Below are 16,626 nucleotides of genomic sequence, written 5' to 3'. Positions count from 1 at the left end.
TCAACTGAATGAAATGGTGGCCGGATCTTGTCCAGCCAACCCATCGCTCTCTTGACTATTCCGCTTCCGCGGTCAGCGCCTTGGCCTTGGCCACCCAGGCATCCGCGCGGCTCGGCAGACCGACTTCTTCGCCGATCTTGTGCGCGGTGTCGTGATCGAGCTCGGCGAGCTGCCAGAAGTGGAAGATGCCGAGGTCGTTGAACTTCTTCTCGATCGCACCCGACACGCCCGGGAGCTTCTTGAGGTCGTCGGCGGTGCCGCGCGGGCCGGCAAGGCCCTGGAAACCGCTCGTCGAGGCGGCCGGCAGCTCTTCGGCGACCGGGCGAACCGAGGCACCGACGTCGATGCCGGAATCGCCCTGGGCGCGCCCGATGCCGTCGATCGCGGCGCGCGCGATCAGGTCGCAATAGAGCGCGATCGCACGGCCGGCGTCGTCATTGCCCGGCACCACATAGGTGATGCCCTTCGGGTCCGAATTGGTGTCGACGATCGCGGCGACTGGAATGTTGAGGCGCTGGGCCTCCTGGATCGCGATGTCTTCCTTGTTGGTGTCGATCACGAAGATCAGGTCGGGCAGACCGCCCATGTCCTTGATGCCGCCGAGCGAGCGGTCGAGCTTGTCGCGCTCGCGCTGAAGCGTCAGGCGCTCCTTCTTGGTGTAGGAGCTGGCATCGCCGCCCGCCAGCACGTCGTCGAGGTGACGCAGGCGCTTGATCGAGGCCGAGATCGTCTTCCAGTTGGTCAGCGTGCCGCCGAGCCAGCGCGAATTGACGAAATACTGCGCGCAACGCTTGGCAGCGTCCGCGACGCCGTCCTGCGCCTGGCGCTTGGTGCCGACGAACAGGATGCGGCCGCCCTTGGCGACGGTGTCGCTGACCGCCTGCAAGGCGTTGTGCAGCAACGGCACGGTCTGCGCGAGATCGACGATGTGGATGTTGTTGCGGGCACCGAAAATGAACGGCGCCATTTTCGGATTCCAGCGGTGAGACTGGTGACCAAAGTGCACGCCGGCTTCGAGCAGCTGACGCATAGTGAAATCGGGTAGTGCCATCGTTCTAATTCTCCGGTTGGTTCCTCCGGAAGCGTGTGAGCAAAACGGAGCGTTGTCGCCCCGGCTGCCACCGGACGGCCTTGTGAGCCATGCTTCCGTGTGAGATGCGGCGCTGTATAGCGCCATTTCGGCCAGAAGCAAGGAAATAAGGGCCTTTCGGGGGCGGATTTCGCCCGCGAGAGGCCCCTTCCCTGAAGACCGGGCCGCTCCCTAGCGCCCCGACCAGCCACTCGACTGGCACTTGACTAGCACCTGGGCTGGTTCGGCGGGCACTTCTTGGCCGCCGGCGGCGGGGGTGCGGGACGCGGCGGAGGCGCGGCCGGGCGCGGCGGAGGTGGTGGCGCAACGGCCATACGCGGCGGCGGCGGCGGTGCCGGTCGAGCCACCGGCGGCGGTGGAGCGGGCCGCGCCATGGGCGGAGGCGCCGGCCGCGCGACGGCAACCGGAGGAGCCGGGCGTGGCGGCGGAGGTGCGGCCATCCGCGGCGGCGGTGCCGTCACCCGTGGCGGGGGTGGCGGCGTGGGCCGCGCCACAGCCTGGGGCCGCGGCGGCGGTGCAGCCGGTCTGGCCGCCTGCGGCGGGGCCGCCGATGGCAGATGCTGGGGCCTGATCGGCTCACGTGCCGCCGAAGGCGGCGGCACGATCGGCCTCCCGGCCGCGGCCGGAGGCGTCGCCGGGGCGCCCGCAGCGGCGGGCGGCGAGCCAGCAGGCTCACGGGTCGCGGACTTGGGGTGATCCGCAGGCCCGGTGCCGGGCGGCGTCTGTGCCACCGGCGGCTTGGGGGGCTGACCGGGCACAGCAGTCGGATTTGTCACGGTGGGCGCAGCCGTTGCCGGCGCGGCAGCCGTTGGCGCATTGGAATGGGCAGGCAGCGTTGTGCCCGGAGCAGCCGTCGTGCCGGGAGCAGCCGTGGTCGGCGCCCCCGGACGAGCCAGCGGAGTCGCACCGGGTGCGGTCGCCGTCGGCGGCACGGGCCTTCCGCCCGGCAAAGGCCCCGCCCCCGCTGGCGGCGCCGGCGGCCCGCCATGGGCGCCAGGAACCGGCAGCGTGTTGGCCTGGGGCAGCCTGGTCTGCGGGGCAGGTGTTGGCGCCGTCTGTGGCGCGATGGATGGCGCCGCCGTCGGCGCGACTGCCGTCGGCGTCGCCGGAGGCGTCCCGGGCCTCGCCGTCGGCTGGATCGTCGCGCTCGGCGGCATCGGCGCCTTGCCCTGCTGGATCAGCGCGGCGCGCTGCACGACCGCCTGCGGCACGGCAGGTCCGGCCGGGTTGGCACGGCCGGCGATCGCTGGCGCCAGATTGCCCGGTCCTGCCCCTGCCCCCGCAGCGGGTGCTGGTGCAGGCGGGCGGTTGATCACGGTGTTGATCACCGTCGTATTATGGATGTTCTGGTAGATGATGTTGTTCGGCGGCGGCGCGACATAGACCGGCGGCCTGACGAACACCGGGATCGGCACGAACACCGGCTGCGGCAGCACGAACAGGCCGACCACGGGCAGTGGCGGCGGCAGCACGACGAAATCCGGCGGCGGCGGCGGCAGATAATAGACCGGCGGCGGCGGAGGCGGTGCGAAGCCGAAGTCGGGATCGCTGAAATACAGCACCGGACGGTCGACATAGACCACCTCCTCCGGCGGCGGTGGCGGCACGTCGTAGTCGATCATCGCAAAGCTCGGCGGCGGCTCGGCCGGCGCGGTGAGGATCGCGAGGCGCCGACGCGCGTCCGCCGCATGCGGCCCGCGCGGATAGCGGCGCAGATACGACCAATAAGCTTCCGGCGTGTCGTTCCGGAAGGTGCGCCGCCAGGTGATCGCCTCGCGGCGCGCCGCGACGATCGCCATCACGCGCTTGGCCATGGGATCGCCGGGATAGGCCGCAAGAAACTCCTCATAGGCCGGCAGCGTGTCGCGCTCGAGTGCGGCGGCATAGGCATCCCGCACGCCGAGATCGCGGATCGGCTTGCTCCGGATCGCGGCGACCTGGTCGGGCGCGGACTCCGGCGGCGGCGCGTCGGGCCCGCGCTCGAAGAACGAGAATGGCGCCGATATCTTCTGCTCGTTCCAGGGCACTTGCGCGCCCTTAGAGGCCTCGTTGACGCGCAGGCGAACGCGGTCGAACACCTCAGGCAGCGGCAGGCCGCCGGTCCGGATCATCTCGGCCAGCGACTGGGCGTAGATGCCGTAAGGCCCCGCCTCCTCCGGCGCGACCGTGCCGGGTGCGGCGTTGAACGCGATCAGCATGTTCGGCTCGGGCTCGACCAGCGCCAGACCGCTCGCGATCGGCTGGCCGCCCTCGATGAAGGGCTGCGCGCGGGCCGCGTCGAGCACGATGATGTTGGCCTTGAGCGGGATCGAAGCGAGTTGGCGCACGTAGTCGCTGATCCGCAAGGCCTCGGTCGGAACGTCGGTGTCGCGGGTGATGTTGGATTCGACCGGGATGAAATAGTTCTCGCCGGCAAGCTGCATGCCGTAGCCGCCGAGATAGATCATCGCGACCGTGCCCGGCCCCGAGGCCTGGGCCTTCTGGATGAAGTCGCGAAAGCTCTTGCGCAGCGTGTCGCCGTCGAGATCGCGGGCACCGACGACGTCGAAGCCGGCCGCCTGCAGCGTCTGCGCGATCAGGCCGGCGTCGTTCGCAGTCGTTGCCAGCGGCGACTTGGCATAGGCGCCGTTGCCGACCACGAGCGCGATGCGCTTCTCCTGCTGCTGCGCGTTTGCTGCGCCCGGCATACCGGCGGCAAGGGCCACGATCGGCAGGAGAAGGCAAATGAAGGTTCGAAACGTCCCACGCATGGCTTGCTTGCCCGCTACTGTAGTTGAGGTGCCACCACGCATGAGGCGCGCAGCCGGCTGAACGGCGGTTGAACGAAATGCTCGGATTGAGGCAGTGGCGTGGCCACGCGGCTGCTGGCGTCAGCTTCAGGTCAGCCTCAAGTCGGCCTCACCTTACTCCACAGCTTGCAGCTCGGCGAGCTTCGTTCGCGCGGTCGCCTCGTCCAGCGCAACGAGCTCGGCCGGCCCGGGATTCGCCTCTCCTGCCGTCGCGATGGAAACGGCTACAAGCCCGACCAGGCCGCCGAGGACCGCGCCGCCCGTCGCGGCATCGTGCTGGCGCGATCGGGCCTCGGAGCTGCTGCACACGACGCCCGATGCTCCAAACGCCGGGCTTTAGCCCTGGGCGATCAACTCGACGGTCCCCGTGTTCAGCCGGTAGATGCCGCCGACCACCTTGAGCTTGCCCTGTTCGACCGCTGCGTTGAGAAGCGGGGCGGCCGATTTCAGCTTGGCAACGTTGTCGATGACGTTCTGGCGAATGGCGTTGTCGAGCGCGTTCCCGCTCTGCTTGGCCGCCGTCTTCACCGAAGGTGCGATCGCGGAGACCAGTGTGGGGATGTGTCCGGGCAGCGGCTTGTCGTCCTTCAGCGACTTGATGGTCGCATCGACCGCGCCGCAATTGTCATGGCCGAGCACCAGGATGAGGGGTGTGCCGAGCACGGCAACGGTATATTCCATGCTCGCGACCGTCTCGTCGCCGGCAAAGTTTCCGGCGACGCGGCACACGAACAGATCGCCGCGTCCGCTGTCGAAGGCATATTCGGGCGCGATGCGCGAATCGGCGCAGCTCAAGACCGCCGCGTAGGGATTCTGGCCGCTGACCAGAGCCTCGCGCTCATGCTTGAAATCGTGGCGGCGCGACACACCCGACACGTAGCGCGAATTGCCCTCCATCAGCCGCTTGAGCGCAGCATCGGGTGACAGCACGTTCTGGGGTTTGGGTGGCGCCTTCGCCTCCTTGGCCCACGCGGTCCCGCCAAACGCCGCCGCCCCGAGCGCCGAGGCGGCAAGAAGCATCATTGAGCGCCGGGAGGGAGCAACCGATTGATGCAGATTTTCAGAGCATTTGTCGCACATGGCTGTCTCCTGGCTTCCCGCCGAACGAGATTGTCGAAACAACAACTTATAGCTGCGTGCCAGCGACTTCGAAACCGCGCGCGGGCCAAATAGTTAAGCTTTGGTTTGCGGCGGTGCCGACAGTATCAGAGCTGCTGCACGTCCACCACGCCCGCGACCGCCTTGATCGCGCCGGCAATCTGCGGCGAAACCTTGAAACGACCGGGCAGCTTCATCTCGACCTCGGTCTCGAGGTCAAGCATCATCACCAGCGAGACCTCGCCGTCGCCGTTGGAGCGCGGTGCGATGCCCGGACTGCCGACCTTCGGCGCAGCGCCATTCGAGGCGGCCATATCGGGCCCGGCCAAACGCTTGGCGATCGAGTCCAGCGGCTTGGTATCGCGCACGAAGATGCGCAGGCCCTTCTGCGTCTTGGCGGCGGCGTCATCCAGCGGCTCGGCATGCAGCACGCGGGCGCGAACGTCCTCGCCCTGCAGCTCGGCGCCGAGCTGCAGCAGCACGGCAGCGCCCGGCTCCAGCACGTCGCGATATTGCGCGAGACCTTCGGAGAACAGCACCGCCTCGAAGTGGCCCGTGGGATCGGAGAGCCCCATGATGCCCATCTTGTTGCCGGTCTTGGTGCGCCGCTCCATGCGCGAGACCACGGTGGCCGCGACCTTGCCGGCGGTGGCACCGGTCTTCACCGCGCGCGAGAATTCCGCCCAGCTCTGCACCCGCAGCCGCTTCAGCACGGTGGCGTAATCGTCGAGCGGATGGCCCGACAGGAAGAAGCCGACGGCGTCGTATTCGCGGCGGAGCTTTTCGGCCGGCAGCCAGGGCTCGATCTGCGGCAGCATGATGGTCGGCGCATCCGCCGACATCCCGAACATGTCGTTCTGACCGATGGTCTCGGCCTGATGCGCGCGCTGGCAGGCGGCCAGGATCGAATCCGCGCCGGCGAAGACACGGGCGCGGTTCGGCTCCAGCGTGTCGAAGGCGCCGGCGGCCGCGAGACTTTCGATGATGCGCTTGTTGATCGCGCGCGGATTGACCCGCGCGGCGAAGTCGGCGAGCGAGGTGAACAGCCCGCGCTTGGTCCGCTCCTCGATGATCTGCTCGATCGCCTGGATGCCGACGCCCTTGAGCGCTGCGAGCGCGTAGTAAATGACCTTGTCGCCGACCTCGAAGGTCGCGCCGGAACGGTTGATGTTCGGCGGCTCGACCTTGATGCCGAGGCGCTGCGCCTCGGAGCGGAATTCGGAGAGCTTGTCGGTGTTGTTCAGATCGAGGGTCATCGACGCCGCGATGAACTCCACCGGATAATGCGCCTTCATATAGGCGGTGTGATAGGACACCAGCGCATAAGCCGCCGCGTGGCTCTTGTTGAAGCCGTAGTCGGCGAACTTCGCCAAGAGCTCGAAGATGGTCTCGGCCTGCGCCTTCGGCACGCCGTTCTTCACCGCGCCCGCGACGAAAATGTCGCGCTGCTTGTCCATCTCGGCGCGGATCTTCTTGCCCATGGCGCGGCGCAGCAGGTCGGCGTCGCCGAGCGAATAGCCCGACATCACCTGCGCGATCTGCATCACCTGTTCCTGGTAGATGATGACGCCGAACGTCTCCTTCAGGATCGGCTCCAGCACGGGATGCAGATATTCCGGCTCCTCGTCGCCGTGCTTGCGCGCGCAATAGGTCGGGATGTTCGCCATCGGACCCGGGCGATACAGCGCCACCAGCGCGATGATGTCCTCGAAACGGTCAGGCCGCATGTCGACCAGCGCGCGCCGCATACCCTGGCTTTCAACCTGGAACACGCCGACCACCTCGCCGCGCGCCAGCATCTGGTAGCTCTCGGCATCGTCGATCGGCAGCGTCGCGAGATCGACGTCGATGTTGCGCGGTTTGAGCAGCTTACAGGCGACATCGAGCACGGTCAGCGTCTTCAGGCCGAGAAAGTCGAACTTCACGAGGCCCGCCGGCTCGACCCATTTCATGTTGAACTGGGTCACCGGCATGTCGGATTTGGGATCGCGGTAGAGCGGCACGAGCTCGCTCAAGGGACGATCGCCGATCACGATGCCGGCAGCATGGGTCGAGGCGTGGCGGGTCAGGCCTTCCAAGCGCTGGGCGATGTCGAAGGCACGCGCCACGATCGGATCTTCGTCGCGGAACGCCTGGAGTTTTGGCTCGCTCTCGATTGCGGCCGCGAGCGTGACGGGCGCGGCCGGATTCTGCGGCACCAGCTTGGTCAGCTTGTCGACCTGGCCATAGGGCATCTGCAGCACGCGGCCGACGTCGCGCAGCACGCCGCGCGCCTGCAGCGTTCCGAAGGTGATGATCTGCGCGACCTGGTCGCGGCCGTAGCGCTCCTGGACGTACCTGATCACCTCGCCGCGGCGGTCCTGGCAGAAGTCGATGTCGAAGTCCGGCATCGAGACACGTTCGGGATTGAGGAAGCGCTCGAACAGCAGGCCGAATTTGATCGGGTCGAGATCGGTGATGGTCAGCGCCCACGCCACCAGCGAGCCTGCGCCGGAGCCGCGGCCCGGCCCGACCGGAATGCCCTGGCCCTTTGCCCATTTGATGAAGTCGGACACGATCAGGAAGTAGCCCGCGTATTTCATGCGCATGATGACGTCGAGCTCTAACGCCAGGCGCTTGCTGTAATCCTCGTCCGTCATGCCCTGCGACAGGCCGTGGACCCGCAGGCGATTGGCGAGCCCCTCCTCCGCCTGGCGCTTCAGTTCCGCCGCCTCGACTGCGGCGGCATCCGAGCTCGACGCGGCACCGACGGTGAAGAACGGCAGGATCGGCTTGCGCGTCATCGGGCGGAACGAGCAGCGCTCGGCGATCTCCACCGTCGAGGCCAGCGCCTCCGGAATGTCGGCGAACAGCACCGCCATCTCGGCGCGCGTCTTGAAGCGATGATCCGGCGTCAGCTGCTCGCGCTCGGTCTCGGCGATCAGCCGCCCGCCGGCGATGCACAGCAGCGCGTCATGCGCTTCGTAATCGTCGGTCGCAGCGAAATACGGCTCGTTGGTCGCGACCAGCGGCAGTCCCTTGGCGTAGGCGAGGTCGATCAGGCCGCTTTCGACCCGCCGCTCCTTCTCGGTGTTGTGACGCTGCAATTCGATGTAGAGGCGGTCGCCGAACAGGCCGGCCAGACGCTCGCAGCGCAGGGCGGCGAGCTCGGCATGACCGCCTGCAAGCGCCAGCGAGATCGGCCCGTCGGGTCCGCCCGTCAGTGCGATCAGCCCGTCGGTCTCGCCCTCGAACCAGTCGAACTTGACGAACGGAGCGTGGCTATCCGGCGATTCGAGGAAGGCGCGCGAGTTGAGCCGCATCAGGCTGCGATAGCCGCGCTCCTGCGCGGCCAGCAGCACCACGCGCGACGGCCCCATCGCGTTGCGCGCATTCGGGTCCTGGTCGCCGAAATCGATCGCCAGCTCGCAGCCGACAATCGGCTGGATACCGGAGCCCGCCATCTTGTCCGAAAACTCCAGCGCACCGAACAGATTGTCGGTGTCGGTCAGCGCCAGCGCCGGCTGGTGGTCCTTCTTGGCAAGCTCGGCGAGCTTGGCGATCTTGATCGAGCCCTTGAGCAGCGAATAGGCCGAGTGAACGTGAAGGTGGACAAATCCGGCGCTCGGCATGGTCGCGTGACGGCCTCTTGTAGATGGAATGGAGCGGTCGCCGGCTCCTCAAGGCATCACTCGCCGTTTGCCTTCGTTTGCCGACTCGCCTCGCAATGGTGAGGTGTCGCAGCTTCAGAGTCCACGCCGGAGCGGCCAATTGGCCGCGTCGTCCTGCTTTTCCCCAAGGGGGTACCGGTAAAGGGGAGCAGCGGTTTACAAAACCGCTGCTCCTAGAGCTGCGGTATGACCTGCGCCCAGATCGCGATCATCCCGACGAACAGCGTGATCGACGCCAGTGCGGCGGCCTCTTCCACGAAAACCCTGAACATGGCTTGCTCCCTTGTTGGAACGTATGAAGAACATTGTTCTCATTTCGTTCTCAAGAGTCAAGCGTGGCGGACAACCTCCAGGAGCAATGGTTAACTCGCTGAATTCACGCAACAAAAAAGCCCCGGCCTAAGCCGGGGCTTTTCGAGGATCGCTCGATGACGAGCGATCAGTCTCAGTAACGGCCGAGGATCGGGCCGCCGAACTTGTAGTTCAGGCGGACGAGACCCATGTCGACGTCCTGCTTGACGCGCTCGACAGCGCCGCTGGCAAAGGTGATGTCGTGGTCGCCGAGGAAGATGTGATTGTACTCGACGCCGACCGTCCAGTTCGGAGCAAACCCGTACTCCAGGCCCGCGCCAACCGTGGCACCCCAGCGGGTCTCGTCAGCCCGGTCGAGGTTCGCACCCGTGACGGTGCTGTAGACGTCGTACTTGTTGCTGACGACAGCCGCACCGCCCTTTGCGTAGAGCAGGACGTTGTTCCAGGCGTAGCCAACCTGACCGGTGATCAGACCGAACGAGTCGACGCGCGTGCGATTCCGGAATCCGGTGATGCCGCTGATGTTGTCACCCGAGAAGTCGGCCCAGTTGCCCTGGCCTTCGATGCCGAACACGAACTGGCCGGACTGCAAACGATAACCGACCTGACCACCGACGGTGCCGCCGGTCGAGTTGTGCGAGCCTTCCGCACCGAAGCCGACCAGGTTCCACGACGTGTCCGCCGAACCGCCGCCGCCGTTGACGCCGATATAGAAGCCGCTCCAGTCATAGACCGCGGCGATCGCCGCCGGCGGCGCCTTGGTGTACGGCCGAGCTGCGAGGTCGGCAGCCAGCGCCGGCGCAGTCGCGCTCAGCGCGACAAGGCTCACAGCGGCAAGCAACAAATTCTTCTTCATTTGAGTCCCGTTCCAGTTTCGTCGTTAGGCCCCCTGGCCGCAGCGTGGTGATAACAGTGATCGACGGAATTGCTGTAACCTCGACGCAACAGTTCGCTCCAAAGGCCCGCGCTTCATTAATGAAGATTTATCAGCGCGTTCTGGAAACCCTTTGAAATAAGTGTTTTCTGTAGTTCCATTGTCGGCGACACGAGATAAATTGCATGCGCGCGTAACAACGTCGCGCGCACATTCGCGTGATGGAGAATTGAAGATGCGCAGACGAATTGTCCTCCCCATTGTCGCCACACTTTCGCTCGCACTCGCCACATTTGCACTCTTGTCGAGCGCATCAACACCCGCACGCGCGTTCGGAACGCATCATCCATTCTGCCTCACCGGCGATGAATGGCCGGGCCTGAGCAATTGCAGGTTCGACACCTACGCGCAGTGTCAGGCAAGCGCATCGGGACGCGCGCTGACCTGCATCGCTAATCCGTATTTCGCCGGCCAAAGCGACGACCCCTACGCCTATCAGAATCGTCCGCGCGCGCAGACGCCCGGCTATTCACCAGGCTACTTCCTGCGCTGAGATGCGCCACGCTCGCCTCGCACTGGTCGTGATCGGCCTGCTTCTCGTGGGCGGATCTGCACGCGCGCAGACCTACGATCCGAGCTATCCAGTGTGCATGCAGATCTACGGCCCGGTCGGCTATTTCGACTGCCGCTACGGCTCGCTTGAGCAGTGCCGATATCTCGCCGTCGGGCGTTCGGCGAGTTGCGTGGTGAACCCGTATTTTCCGCAGAAGAAACCAACGCGCCCTCGCCGCTCGAGCGCGCCGCCTCGCCCCGGATCCTAACCGTTCAGTTTCCGGCGGAGATAGGGCGGCGTAGGCGTGCGGCGAATGCCGTCATCAGCTCAGCTCTGCCAGGGCGTGCTGCGGATGCGCGTGCACGCATTCGGCTTGCGGAAGCTGGGATCGTGATCCTCGATGTAGTCGAAATTGACCGTCCCGAACGTCGTCTGCGGCTTCTTCAGCGCCGAGCAAGTCTGCACCTTCAGGAACTCGTTCTTGAAGTCACCGCGCGGAAACGCCGAGATCACCTGGTCGCGCTGTTCCGGCGTGTAGTCGTCATACCCAATGCCCACGACGTCCACCAGGACACCAGCGTTGGTGAGCGCGATTTCCGGCCGCATGAATTGCGGAATGCCGGGCGTGGTGTGCAGCGCGATTGCCTCCCACACCAGATCGGCTTGCGGCTCGGCGATGCCGCGCGCCCGCAAGAACTCACGCGCAGCGTCGGCTCCGTCAACCTCAAATCGCTTTGTCTGCGTGTGGTAATGGTCGACGAGGCCGAGATCGTGAAACAACGCCGCGACGTAAAGAAGTTCGGGATCGAATTTCAGCTGCTGACGCAGCCCCTTCATGGCGCCGAAGACGTAGACCCGGACGGAATGGTTGAAAAGCATGTCGTCTTCGTAGCTGCGCACCAGTTCAGCCGCCTCGCGCGCCAGCTTGCTGTCGGGGATTTTGACGCCGGAAATCACGCTCATCATCTTCAAGCTCCTGCTTTGCATTTCGGCTGATGCCGCGCGATCCGTCAGGCCGCCTTATCGAGCGCGGCCTGCGGAGTATTCCGGAAGCTGATCGACATGCGATTGTACGCATTCATCAGGCTGATTGCGATCGTGAGATCGACAAGCTCGCGCTCGCTGAAGACCTTGCGGGCGGCTTGATAGGCTTCATCGGGCACGTTGGTCTCGGCGACGCGGGTGACAGTCTCGGCCCAGGCGAGGGCCGCGCGCTCGCGTTCGTCGAAGAGATCGCCGGCCTCGGCCCAAGCCTGCAGCAGCGCGAGCTTTTCGACCTTCACACCGCCCTTCAGCAGATCCCGCGTGTGCATGTCGAGGCAGTAGGCGCAGTTGTTGATCTGCGAGACGCGCAGGTAAGCGAGGGTCACCAGCGTCGCGGGAAGCCCGCTCTGCATGACGTAGCCATAGACGCCGCCCAGTGCCTTCGCGCCTGCCGGTGCAATGTGGTTGTAGTTGAGACGTTCACTCATCCGCTTTCTCCTTGATGATCGAGGGAGCCCCTCTTTCCTCCCTCAGATGCCCCTGCCGTGGTCTATAAAAAAGAACCAAGAACGCGAGAAAATCGTGTACCAAGGATCAATGACCAGATCGCTGCGGCTGAAGCTCGACCGGTCGGCGAAGACGCCGCTGGCGGAGCAAATCCACAGGGGGATCAGGGCCGCCATCGAGCGCGGCGTGCTCGCCCCGGGCGCGCGCCTGCCCTCATGGCAGGATTTGGCGGCCCAGCTTGGCGTCGCGCGCGGCACCGTGCGCTCAGCCTATGAAAAGCTCTCATCGGCCCAACTGATCATCGCGGCCCGCGCGACAGGCACGCATGTCGCCGACCGACCATCCATTCCCGTGCGTCGGGACAAGGCGCCGGACCCCGGCTCGTTCATGGAGATGTACCAGGAGCTCACGGCGGGGCCGGCGATCTTCCAGATGGGCGTGCCTTCGCAGGAGACCTTTCCTGCGACGCTGCTGGCGCGAATGCGCGCACGGGCGGTTCGCGTCGAGATGAGCGCACCTGCGATCTACCCCGACCCGCGCGGCGAGCTGGGCTTGCGACGCGAGATCGCGGCCTACCTTGCGCTGGCGCGCGGGATCGAATGCGCACCGTCCCAGATCATCATCACCAGCGGCTTCAGCGGCGGCCTTGGCCTGGCGCTCCGTGTCCTCGACCTCGGGCAAAGGAAGAAAGTCTGGATGGAGGATCCCGGCTTTCCCTTCACCCGGCACGGCCTCGAACTTGCGGGATTGTCGATCGTGCCGATCACGGTTGACGCGGATGGGATCGATGTCGATGACGGCCTGCAACAAGCGCCCGACGCCGCGCTGGTTGTCGTGACACCGGGGCAGCAGGCGCCGCTCGGATCCACGCTGTCACTGGCACGTCGATCGCGCCTGCTCGACTGGGCGAACCAAAACAACGCGTGGGTGATCGAGGATGACTATCTCAGCGAACTTCAGCTCAAGGGCCGGGCCACGCCGGCACTCGCCTCGCTCGATCGCGCCGGCCGCGTCATTCACATTGGCTCCTTCAGCAAGACCGTAACCCCTGCCCTACGGCTCGGCTTTGTCGTTGCACCGGCCGCTCTGGCGTCGCGATTTGCCGAGACCGCAGCGTGCCTCGCGCCGGCACCCGGACCCGCGGTGCAGCTCGCCACGGCAGACTTCATCCGCGAGGGCCATTATCTGCGGCATTTGCGACGCACCAAGCGCGCCTACACCGCGCAAGGCGATGCATTGCTGAAGCAGCTTCGAACGCGCACCACAAACGTTGCGATTGCAGGACTGGCCGCGGTCCTGCGCTTGCCGGACGGAGCGCCTGATCTTGCCATCGCCAGGCAAGCTGCATCGTTCGGACTGGCGCCCACGCCGCTCTCGCTCTGGTATGCCTCGAAGGCTTCGGCGCGCCCGGGACTGTTGCTGGGCGTCGCGACGTCTCCACTCAAAAGGATCGAGGCATCCTGCGACCGGCTCCTTCAGATCATCGACCGCCTGACGTGATCCGGCTCCCGCGTCGGCGGCCTTAACCCGCCAGCGTCACGATCAAAGGTCCGTTGCGGGTGGCGATCACGGTGTGCTCGTATTGAACGGTCGGCGCCTCGGGACTGCTGTAGAGCGTCCATGGGTCGTCGCCATTCTCCGCCCATTCGGCACCCATGGAGAGGAACGGCTCGACGGTGAACACGAGGCCATCGTTCATGATGCGGCGTTCGGAGCGGTCGGGCCAGGTTGCAATCTCCGTCGGCTCCTCATGGAGCGACAGGCCGACGCCGTGACTGGCCAGATTCCTGACCAGGCTGTAGCCTTTCTTCCGCGCAAAGGTCCCGATCGCCTGGCCGATCCCGGCAATCGGCTTGCCGGCGCCGACCTGCTGCAGGCCTGTCCACATCGCCCGCCGGCCATCCCGGCAAAGACGTTCGATCGCGCGGTTTACGGGGGGAACGGCGAACGAGGCTCCCGTATCGGCAAAGAAGCCGTTCTTCTCGGCTGACACGTCGATGTTCACGAGGTCGCCGCGCGCGATCCGCCTCTCGCCCGGGATGCCGTGAGCGATCTCCTCGTTCACGCTGATGCAGGTCGCCCCGGGAAAATCGTAGGCCAGCTCCGGGGCCGAACGCGCGCCGGCAGCCTCCAGCAGCTTTCGCCCGATCTGATCGAGCTCGGAGGTGCTCATGCCCGGCTCAATCGCCTTCCCCATCGCCTCCAGCGTATTAGCGACGATGCGACCGATCTCTTTCAGGCGCGTCAGGTCGTTGTCGTCGGAGATTGTCATGTCAGGGCTCTTGTCCGGGAGGCCCGGACATAGCCCCTGCGAGGTCGGCTTGCAAACGCAGCGTGCGCGCCGAAATCGTTCGCACAGCCGAGTCAGCGTTCCGCCAACGCAGGATCGCAAGTCCTGCCAAGTCTACATGAAGCCCGGATTACGCGGAAGGTAACTAACCCAATCTCCGAACTGTCGATTGGACATCAGCAGCATCGGCAACGTCAGTTGCATGCCGTGGTCGATCGCCACCTTGAGCGCCGGCTCGCTCGCGCCCGGCACGAAGGCCGAGATGGTTGGAGCATCGCTCCGTGCCGCGAGCGACAGCGCAGCCGCCAAGGCGGGGCCAACCAGATCCGGCCGGCGGACCGCGAGCGGGCCAATGTGTCCATCCGAAACGTAGACATACCCGACGCACTCACGGCCGGCGTGAATGGTGAACCCGTTCGTCGTGCTGTCGCCCAGGAGATATCGATGATGCTTCGCTCTGGAAACGCCGAGAGCGCTGACATCAATGGGCACCAGGTCCTCGAACCGGGCCGTCGCGGCGGCAAGAGGCTCAAGACGCAGCAGCGGCTCGGCCAACCGTAACGCCAGGCGGTCACTGGGCACGCTGACCATGTAGATCGGACAGCGCGGGAATAGTCCGTGACGGATGTAGAGGCCTTGCGACACGTTGTTGAAGGTGAAGGTGATCAACGCTTTGACGGATGCTCCGCGCGTTGCCGCGTGAGCGAATGACTTGCCGAGCAATTGATTGCCGATGCCGTCGCTCTGGCGATCAGGCGCTACGAACAGCTGCGCCAAGAACCAAAGCTCGCCACACACCCAACTCCACGCGAAGCCGACAATGTCTCCGTCGTCATCGGCAACCCATAGACCTTCGGGATCATCCGCAAGCGAGAAGGCCTGAAAATGCTGCGGGCGGGAGGAAGCCATCTCGCCGAACCCCCGCCGTTCCGTGAGTTCGTTGATGCTGGCGACCACGATCTCGTCGGCTCTCGCCAAATCGTCGCTACAAGCGGGTCGGCACACGACAGCCATTCTCGAATCCTCCCGAGGAGATCAACACGGCCCATGGGAGCGACGAAATCCTCAACCGGCCATCAGGCCAGGGGCCGGATGTTCTGGTTCATGCGGAAGAAGTTGGTCGGGTCGTATTTCGCCTTGATCCGCTGCAGGCGCCGGTAGTTCGGTCCATAGGCGGCCGCGACAGGATCGCCCGTCTCGTCATCATCGAGATAATTGACATAGCGGCCGGAGGCGAAGAAGGGCCGCATCCTTTCGTAGGTGTCGCGCGCCCAGGACATGCAACGGCTGGTATCGCTGGCCTGCATCCACTGCGCGAGAATCAGGAAATTATAGCCCTCCTGCCGATGCGGAAATGCCGTATCCACGGTATCGACGCGGGCCGCCGCGCCGTGGACGTGTTCGACCAGAAACTGCCCCATGGGAGTCGGGCAGCGCGCGAAACATTCGATCATGGTCGCAATCGCGCCATCACTGAGCTCCGCGAGAAAGTTCGATTTCCAATAGTTGAAAGCGCCTTTCGGATAGTTGGCGTCGAGCATGCGGTTGAGGTCGCAATAGGGAATCGGCCCGACTGCATCCAGGATCGGAGTCCCGAACTGTTTCAGCGGCCGCACCGCTCGTTCGGCATCCGCCAGCGGACCGCAGTGGCTGGTGACCAGGACCGCGACCTCCGTGCCGGACCCGTCCGGCGCATGCGTCAGGGATGCGAACAGCATGTGCTCGTCCGCGAGCGACCGCGTGCTGGTCCGGAAGAATTCGAGCACGTCACGGGAGCGTTCGATGGGATGGACGATCGGGCCGCCGGTAATGATCGGTCCGACGGTATGAAGATCGTATTCGAGACTGGTGGCGATCCCGAAGTTTCCGCCGCCGCCGCGGAGGGCCCAGAACAGATCGGGCTCCTCTTGCCTGCTGGCGCGCAAAACCTTGCCATCGGCGGTGACGAGTTCGACGGCCCGCAGATTATCCAGTGCCAGACCGTACTTGCCCATCAGCCAGCCCAGTCCTCCGCCGAGGGTGAGGCCGGCAATCCCGGTGGTCGAGACCACGCCGCCTGTGACCGCAAGTCCGTGAAGTTGCGTTTCGCGATTGAGCTCGCCCCAGGTGGCCCCACCCTGCGCCCAGACGGTCTTGCCGACCGGGTCGACCCGGACGCCCTTCATGGGCGAGAGGTCGATCATGATCCCGCCGTCGATGGTTGCGCGTCCTGCTACATTGTGGCCACCGCCGCGAACGGCGACCTCGAGGCCGAGCTTGGTCGCAAGAGCGACGGCGTCGACGACGTCGGCCACGCTGCGGCACCTGGCGATCAATGCCGGCCGCTTGTCGACCAGCCCGTTATGGACCTTTCGCGCTTCCTCATAGCCCTCGTCCGCCGGTTTGAGCAGTTGCCCTCCAAAGGAGGCGCCAAGATCGGCGGCAGCGCTGGCGACAGATGCGATGGACGACATGACCTGATCTCCTCAGCTTGACCCGC

14 protein-coding genes are annotated in these 16,626 nt (G+C 65.5%); 3 read left to right on the top strand and 11 right to left on the bottom strand.

The genetic code is table 11. The features are described 5' to 3' along the window. Window positions 1-55 precede the first annotated feature (55 nt). From CV770_RS05010 to CV770_RS04985, 6 genes are all read right to left on the bottom strand, one after another. Window positions 56-1,051, bottom strand: a complete 996-nt coding sequence (locus CV770_RS05010) for a 30S ribosomal protein S2 (protein ID WP_091965784.1) — start codon at window positions 1,049-1,051, stop codon at window positions 56-58. Window positions 1,052-1,296: 245 nt separating this feature from the next. After that, the gene (locus CV770_RS05005; RefSeq protein ID WP_104461529.1) at window positions 1,297-3,840 is read right to left on the bottom strand and encodes a caspase family protein; all 2,544 of its coding nucleotides are present in this window, start codon (window positions 3,838-3,840) and stop codon (window positions 1,297-1,299) included. 153 nt (window positions 3,841-3,993) lie between these two features. Continuing rightward, window positions 3,994-4,188: a hypothetical protein gene (locus tag CV770_RS05000; protein WP_104461528.1), complete on the bottom strand. Its 195-nt coding sequence runs from the start codon at window positions 4,186-4,188 to the stop codon at window positions 3,994-3,996. Between the two features lie 27 nt (window positions 4,189-4,215). After that, on the bottom strand, window positions 4,216-4,959 hold the full coding sequence (locus CV770_RS04995) for a carbonic anhydrase (protein WP_104461527.1): 744 nt from the start codon (window positions 4,957-4,959) through the stop codon (window positions 4,216-4,218). Window positions 4,960-5,084: 125 nt separating this feature from the next. After that, a complete protein-coding gene (gene dnaE, locus CV770_RS04990; RefSeq protein ID WP_104461526.1) occupies window positions 5,085-8,588 on the bottom strand; it encodes a DNA polymerase III subunit alpha in 3,504 nt (1,167 codons plus the stop codon). Between the two features lie 484 nt (window positions 8,589-9,072). Continuing rightward, entirely contained in the window at window positions 9,073-9,795 is a 723-nt protein-coding gene (locus CV770_RS04985; RefSeq protein ID WP_091965788.1) for an outer membrane protein, read from the bottom strand. Window positions 9,796-10,048: 253 nt separating this feature from the next. On the opposite strand from CV770_RS04985, the gene CV770_RS04980 reads away from it, so the two are divergent. Further along, complete coding sequence (locus tag CV770_RS04980) at window positions 10,049-10,366, top strand: DUF3551 domain-containing protein (protein ID WP_104461525.1); 318 nt, start codon at window positions 10,049-10,051, stop codon at window positions 10,364-10,366. 1 nt (window position 10,367) lies between these two features. Beyond that, window positions 10,368-10,634, top strand: coding sequence for a DUF3551 domain-containing protein (locus CV770_RS04975; protein WP_104461524.1), 267 nt, complete (start codon window positions 10,368-10,370; stop codon window positions 10,632-10,634). 59 nt (window positions 10,635-10,693) lie between these two features. Here CV770_RS04975 and CV770_RS04970 read toward each other — a convergent pair whose 3' ends face one another. Next, complete coding sequence (locus CV770_RS04970; protein WP_104461597.1) at window positions 10,694-11,332, bottom strand: HD domain-containing protein; 639 nt, start codon at window positions 11,330-11,332, stop codon at window positions 10,694-10,696. A 44-nt stretch (window positions 11,333-11,376) separates the two neighbouring features. Beyond that, entirely contained in the window at window positions 11,377-11,838 is a 462-nt protein-coding gene (locus tag CV770_RS04965) for a carboxymuconolactone decarboxylase family protein (protein ID WP_104461523.1), read from the bottom strand. Window positions 11,839-11,947: 109 nt separating this feature from the next. Between CV770_RS04965 and pdxR the strand changes: the two genes are divergently transcribed. Next, entirely contained in the window at window positions 11,948-13,357 is a 1,410-nt protein-coding gene (pdxR, locus tag CV770_RS04960; protein ID WP_091965791.1) for a MocR-like pyridoxine biosynthesis transcription factor PdxR, read from the top strand. A gap of 22 nt (window positions 13,358-13,379) precedes the next feature. Here the strand turns inward: pdxR and map are convergent, their stop codons facing one another. The 3 genes from map to CV770_RS04945 all read right to left on the bottom strand — a co-directional run bounded on the left by map (window position 13,380) and on the right by CV770_RS04945 (window position 16,600). After that, a complete protein-coding gene (map, locus tag CV770_RS04955; RefSeq protein ID WP_038948700.1) occupies window positions 13,380-14,129 on the bottom strand; it encodes a type I methionyl aminopeptidase in 750 nt (249 codons plus the stop codon). A gap of 132 nt (window positions 14,130-14,261) precedes the next feature. Continuing rightward, window positions 14,262-15,161, bottom strand: coding sequence for a GNAT family N-acetyltransferase (locus CV770_RS04950; RefSeq protein ID WP_201759701.1), 900 nt, complete (start codon window positions 15,159-15,161; stop codon window positions 14,262-14,264). A 62-nt stretch (window positions 15,162-15,223) separates the two neighbouring features. Then, the gene (locus CV770_RS04945) at window positions 15,224-16,600 is read right to left on the bottom strand and encodes an FAD-binding oxidoreductase (RefSeq protein ID WP_104461521.1); all 1,377 of its coding nucleotides are present in this window, start codon (window positions 16,598-16,600) and stop codon (window positions 15,224-15,226) included. Window positions 16,601-16,626 lie beyond the last annotated feature (26 nt).

The sequence above is a fragment of the Bradyrhizobium sp. AC87j1 genome (genome assembly GCF_002936975.1).
GTDB classification, from domain to species: domain Bacteria; phylum Pseudomonadota; class Alphaproteobacteria; order Rhizobiales; family Xanthobacteraceae; genus Bradyrhizobium; species Bradyrhizobium shewense.
This window is presented reverse-complemented; position numbering and strand designations above follow the sequence as displayed.

Excerpts from the sequence above, each read along its gene's own strand:
- CV770_RS05010 (WP_091965784.1), bottom strand. The coding sequence starts at position 1,051 with ATGGCACTACCCGATTTCACTATGCGTCAGCTGCTCGAAGCCGGCGTG.
- CV770_RS05005 (WP_104461529.1), bottom strand. The coding sequence starts at position 3,840 with ATGCGTGGGACGTTTCGAACCTTCATTTGCCTTCTCCTGCCGATCGTG.
- CV770_RS04995 (WP_104461527.1), bottom strand. The coding sequence starts at position 4,959 with ATGTGCGACAAATGCTCTGAAAATCTGCATCAATCGGTTGCTCCCTCC.
- dnaE (WP_104461526.1), bottom strand. The coding sequence starts at position 8,588 with ATGCCGAGCGCCGGATTTGTCCACCTTCACGTTCACTCGGCCTATTCG.
- CV770_RS04985 (WP_091965788.1), bottom strand. The coding sequence starts at position 9,795 with ATGAAGAAGAATTTGTTGCTTGCCGCTGTGAGCCTTGTCGCGCTGAGC.
- CV770_RS04980 (WP_104461525.1), top strand. The coding sequence starts at position 10,049 with ATGCGCAGACGAATTGTCCTCCCCATTGTCGCCACACTTTCGCTCGCA.
- CV770_RS04975 (WP_104461524.1), top strand. The coding sequence starts at position 10,368 with ATGCGCCACGCTCGCCTCGCACTGGTCGTGATCGGCCTGCTTCTCGTG.
- CV770_RS04970 (WP_104461597.1), bottom strand. The coding sequence starts at position 11,332 with ATGATGAGCGTGATTTCCGGCGTCAAAATCCCCGACAGCAAGCTGGCG.
- CV770_RS04965 (WP_104461523.1), bottom strand. The coding sequence starts at position 11,838 with ATGAGTGAACGTCTCAACTACAACCACATTGCACCGGCAGGCGCGAAG.
- pdxR (WP_091965791.1), top strand. The coding sequence starts at position 11,948 with ATGACCAGATCGCTGCGGCTGAAGCTCGACCGGTCGGCGAAGACGCCG.
- map (WP_038948700.1), bottom strand. The coding sequence starts at position 14,129 with ATGACAATCTCCGACGACAACGACCTGACGCGCCTGAAAGAGATCGGT.
- CV770_RS04950 (WP_201759701.1), bottom strand. The coding sequence starts at position 15,161 with ATGGCTGTCGTGTGCCGACCCGCTTGTAGCGACGATTTGGCGAGAGCC.
- CV770_RS04945 (WP_104461521.1), bottom strand. The coding sequence starts at position 16,600 with ATGTCGTCCATCGCATCTGTCGCCAGCGCTGCCGCCGATCTTGGCGCC.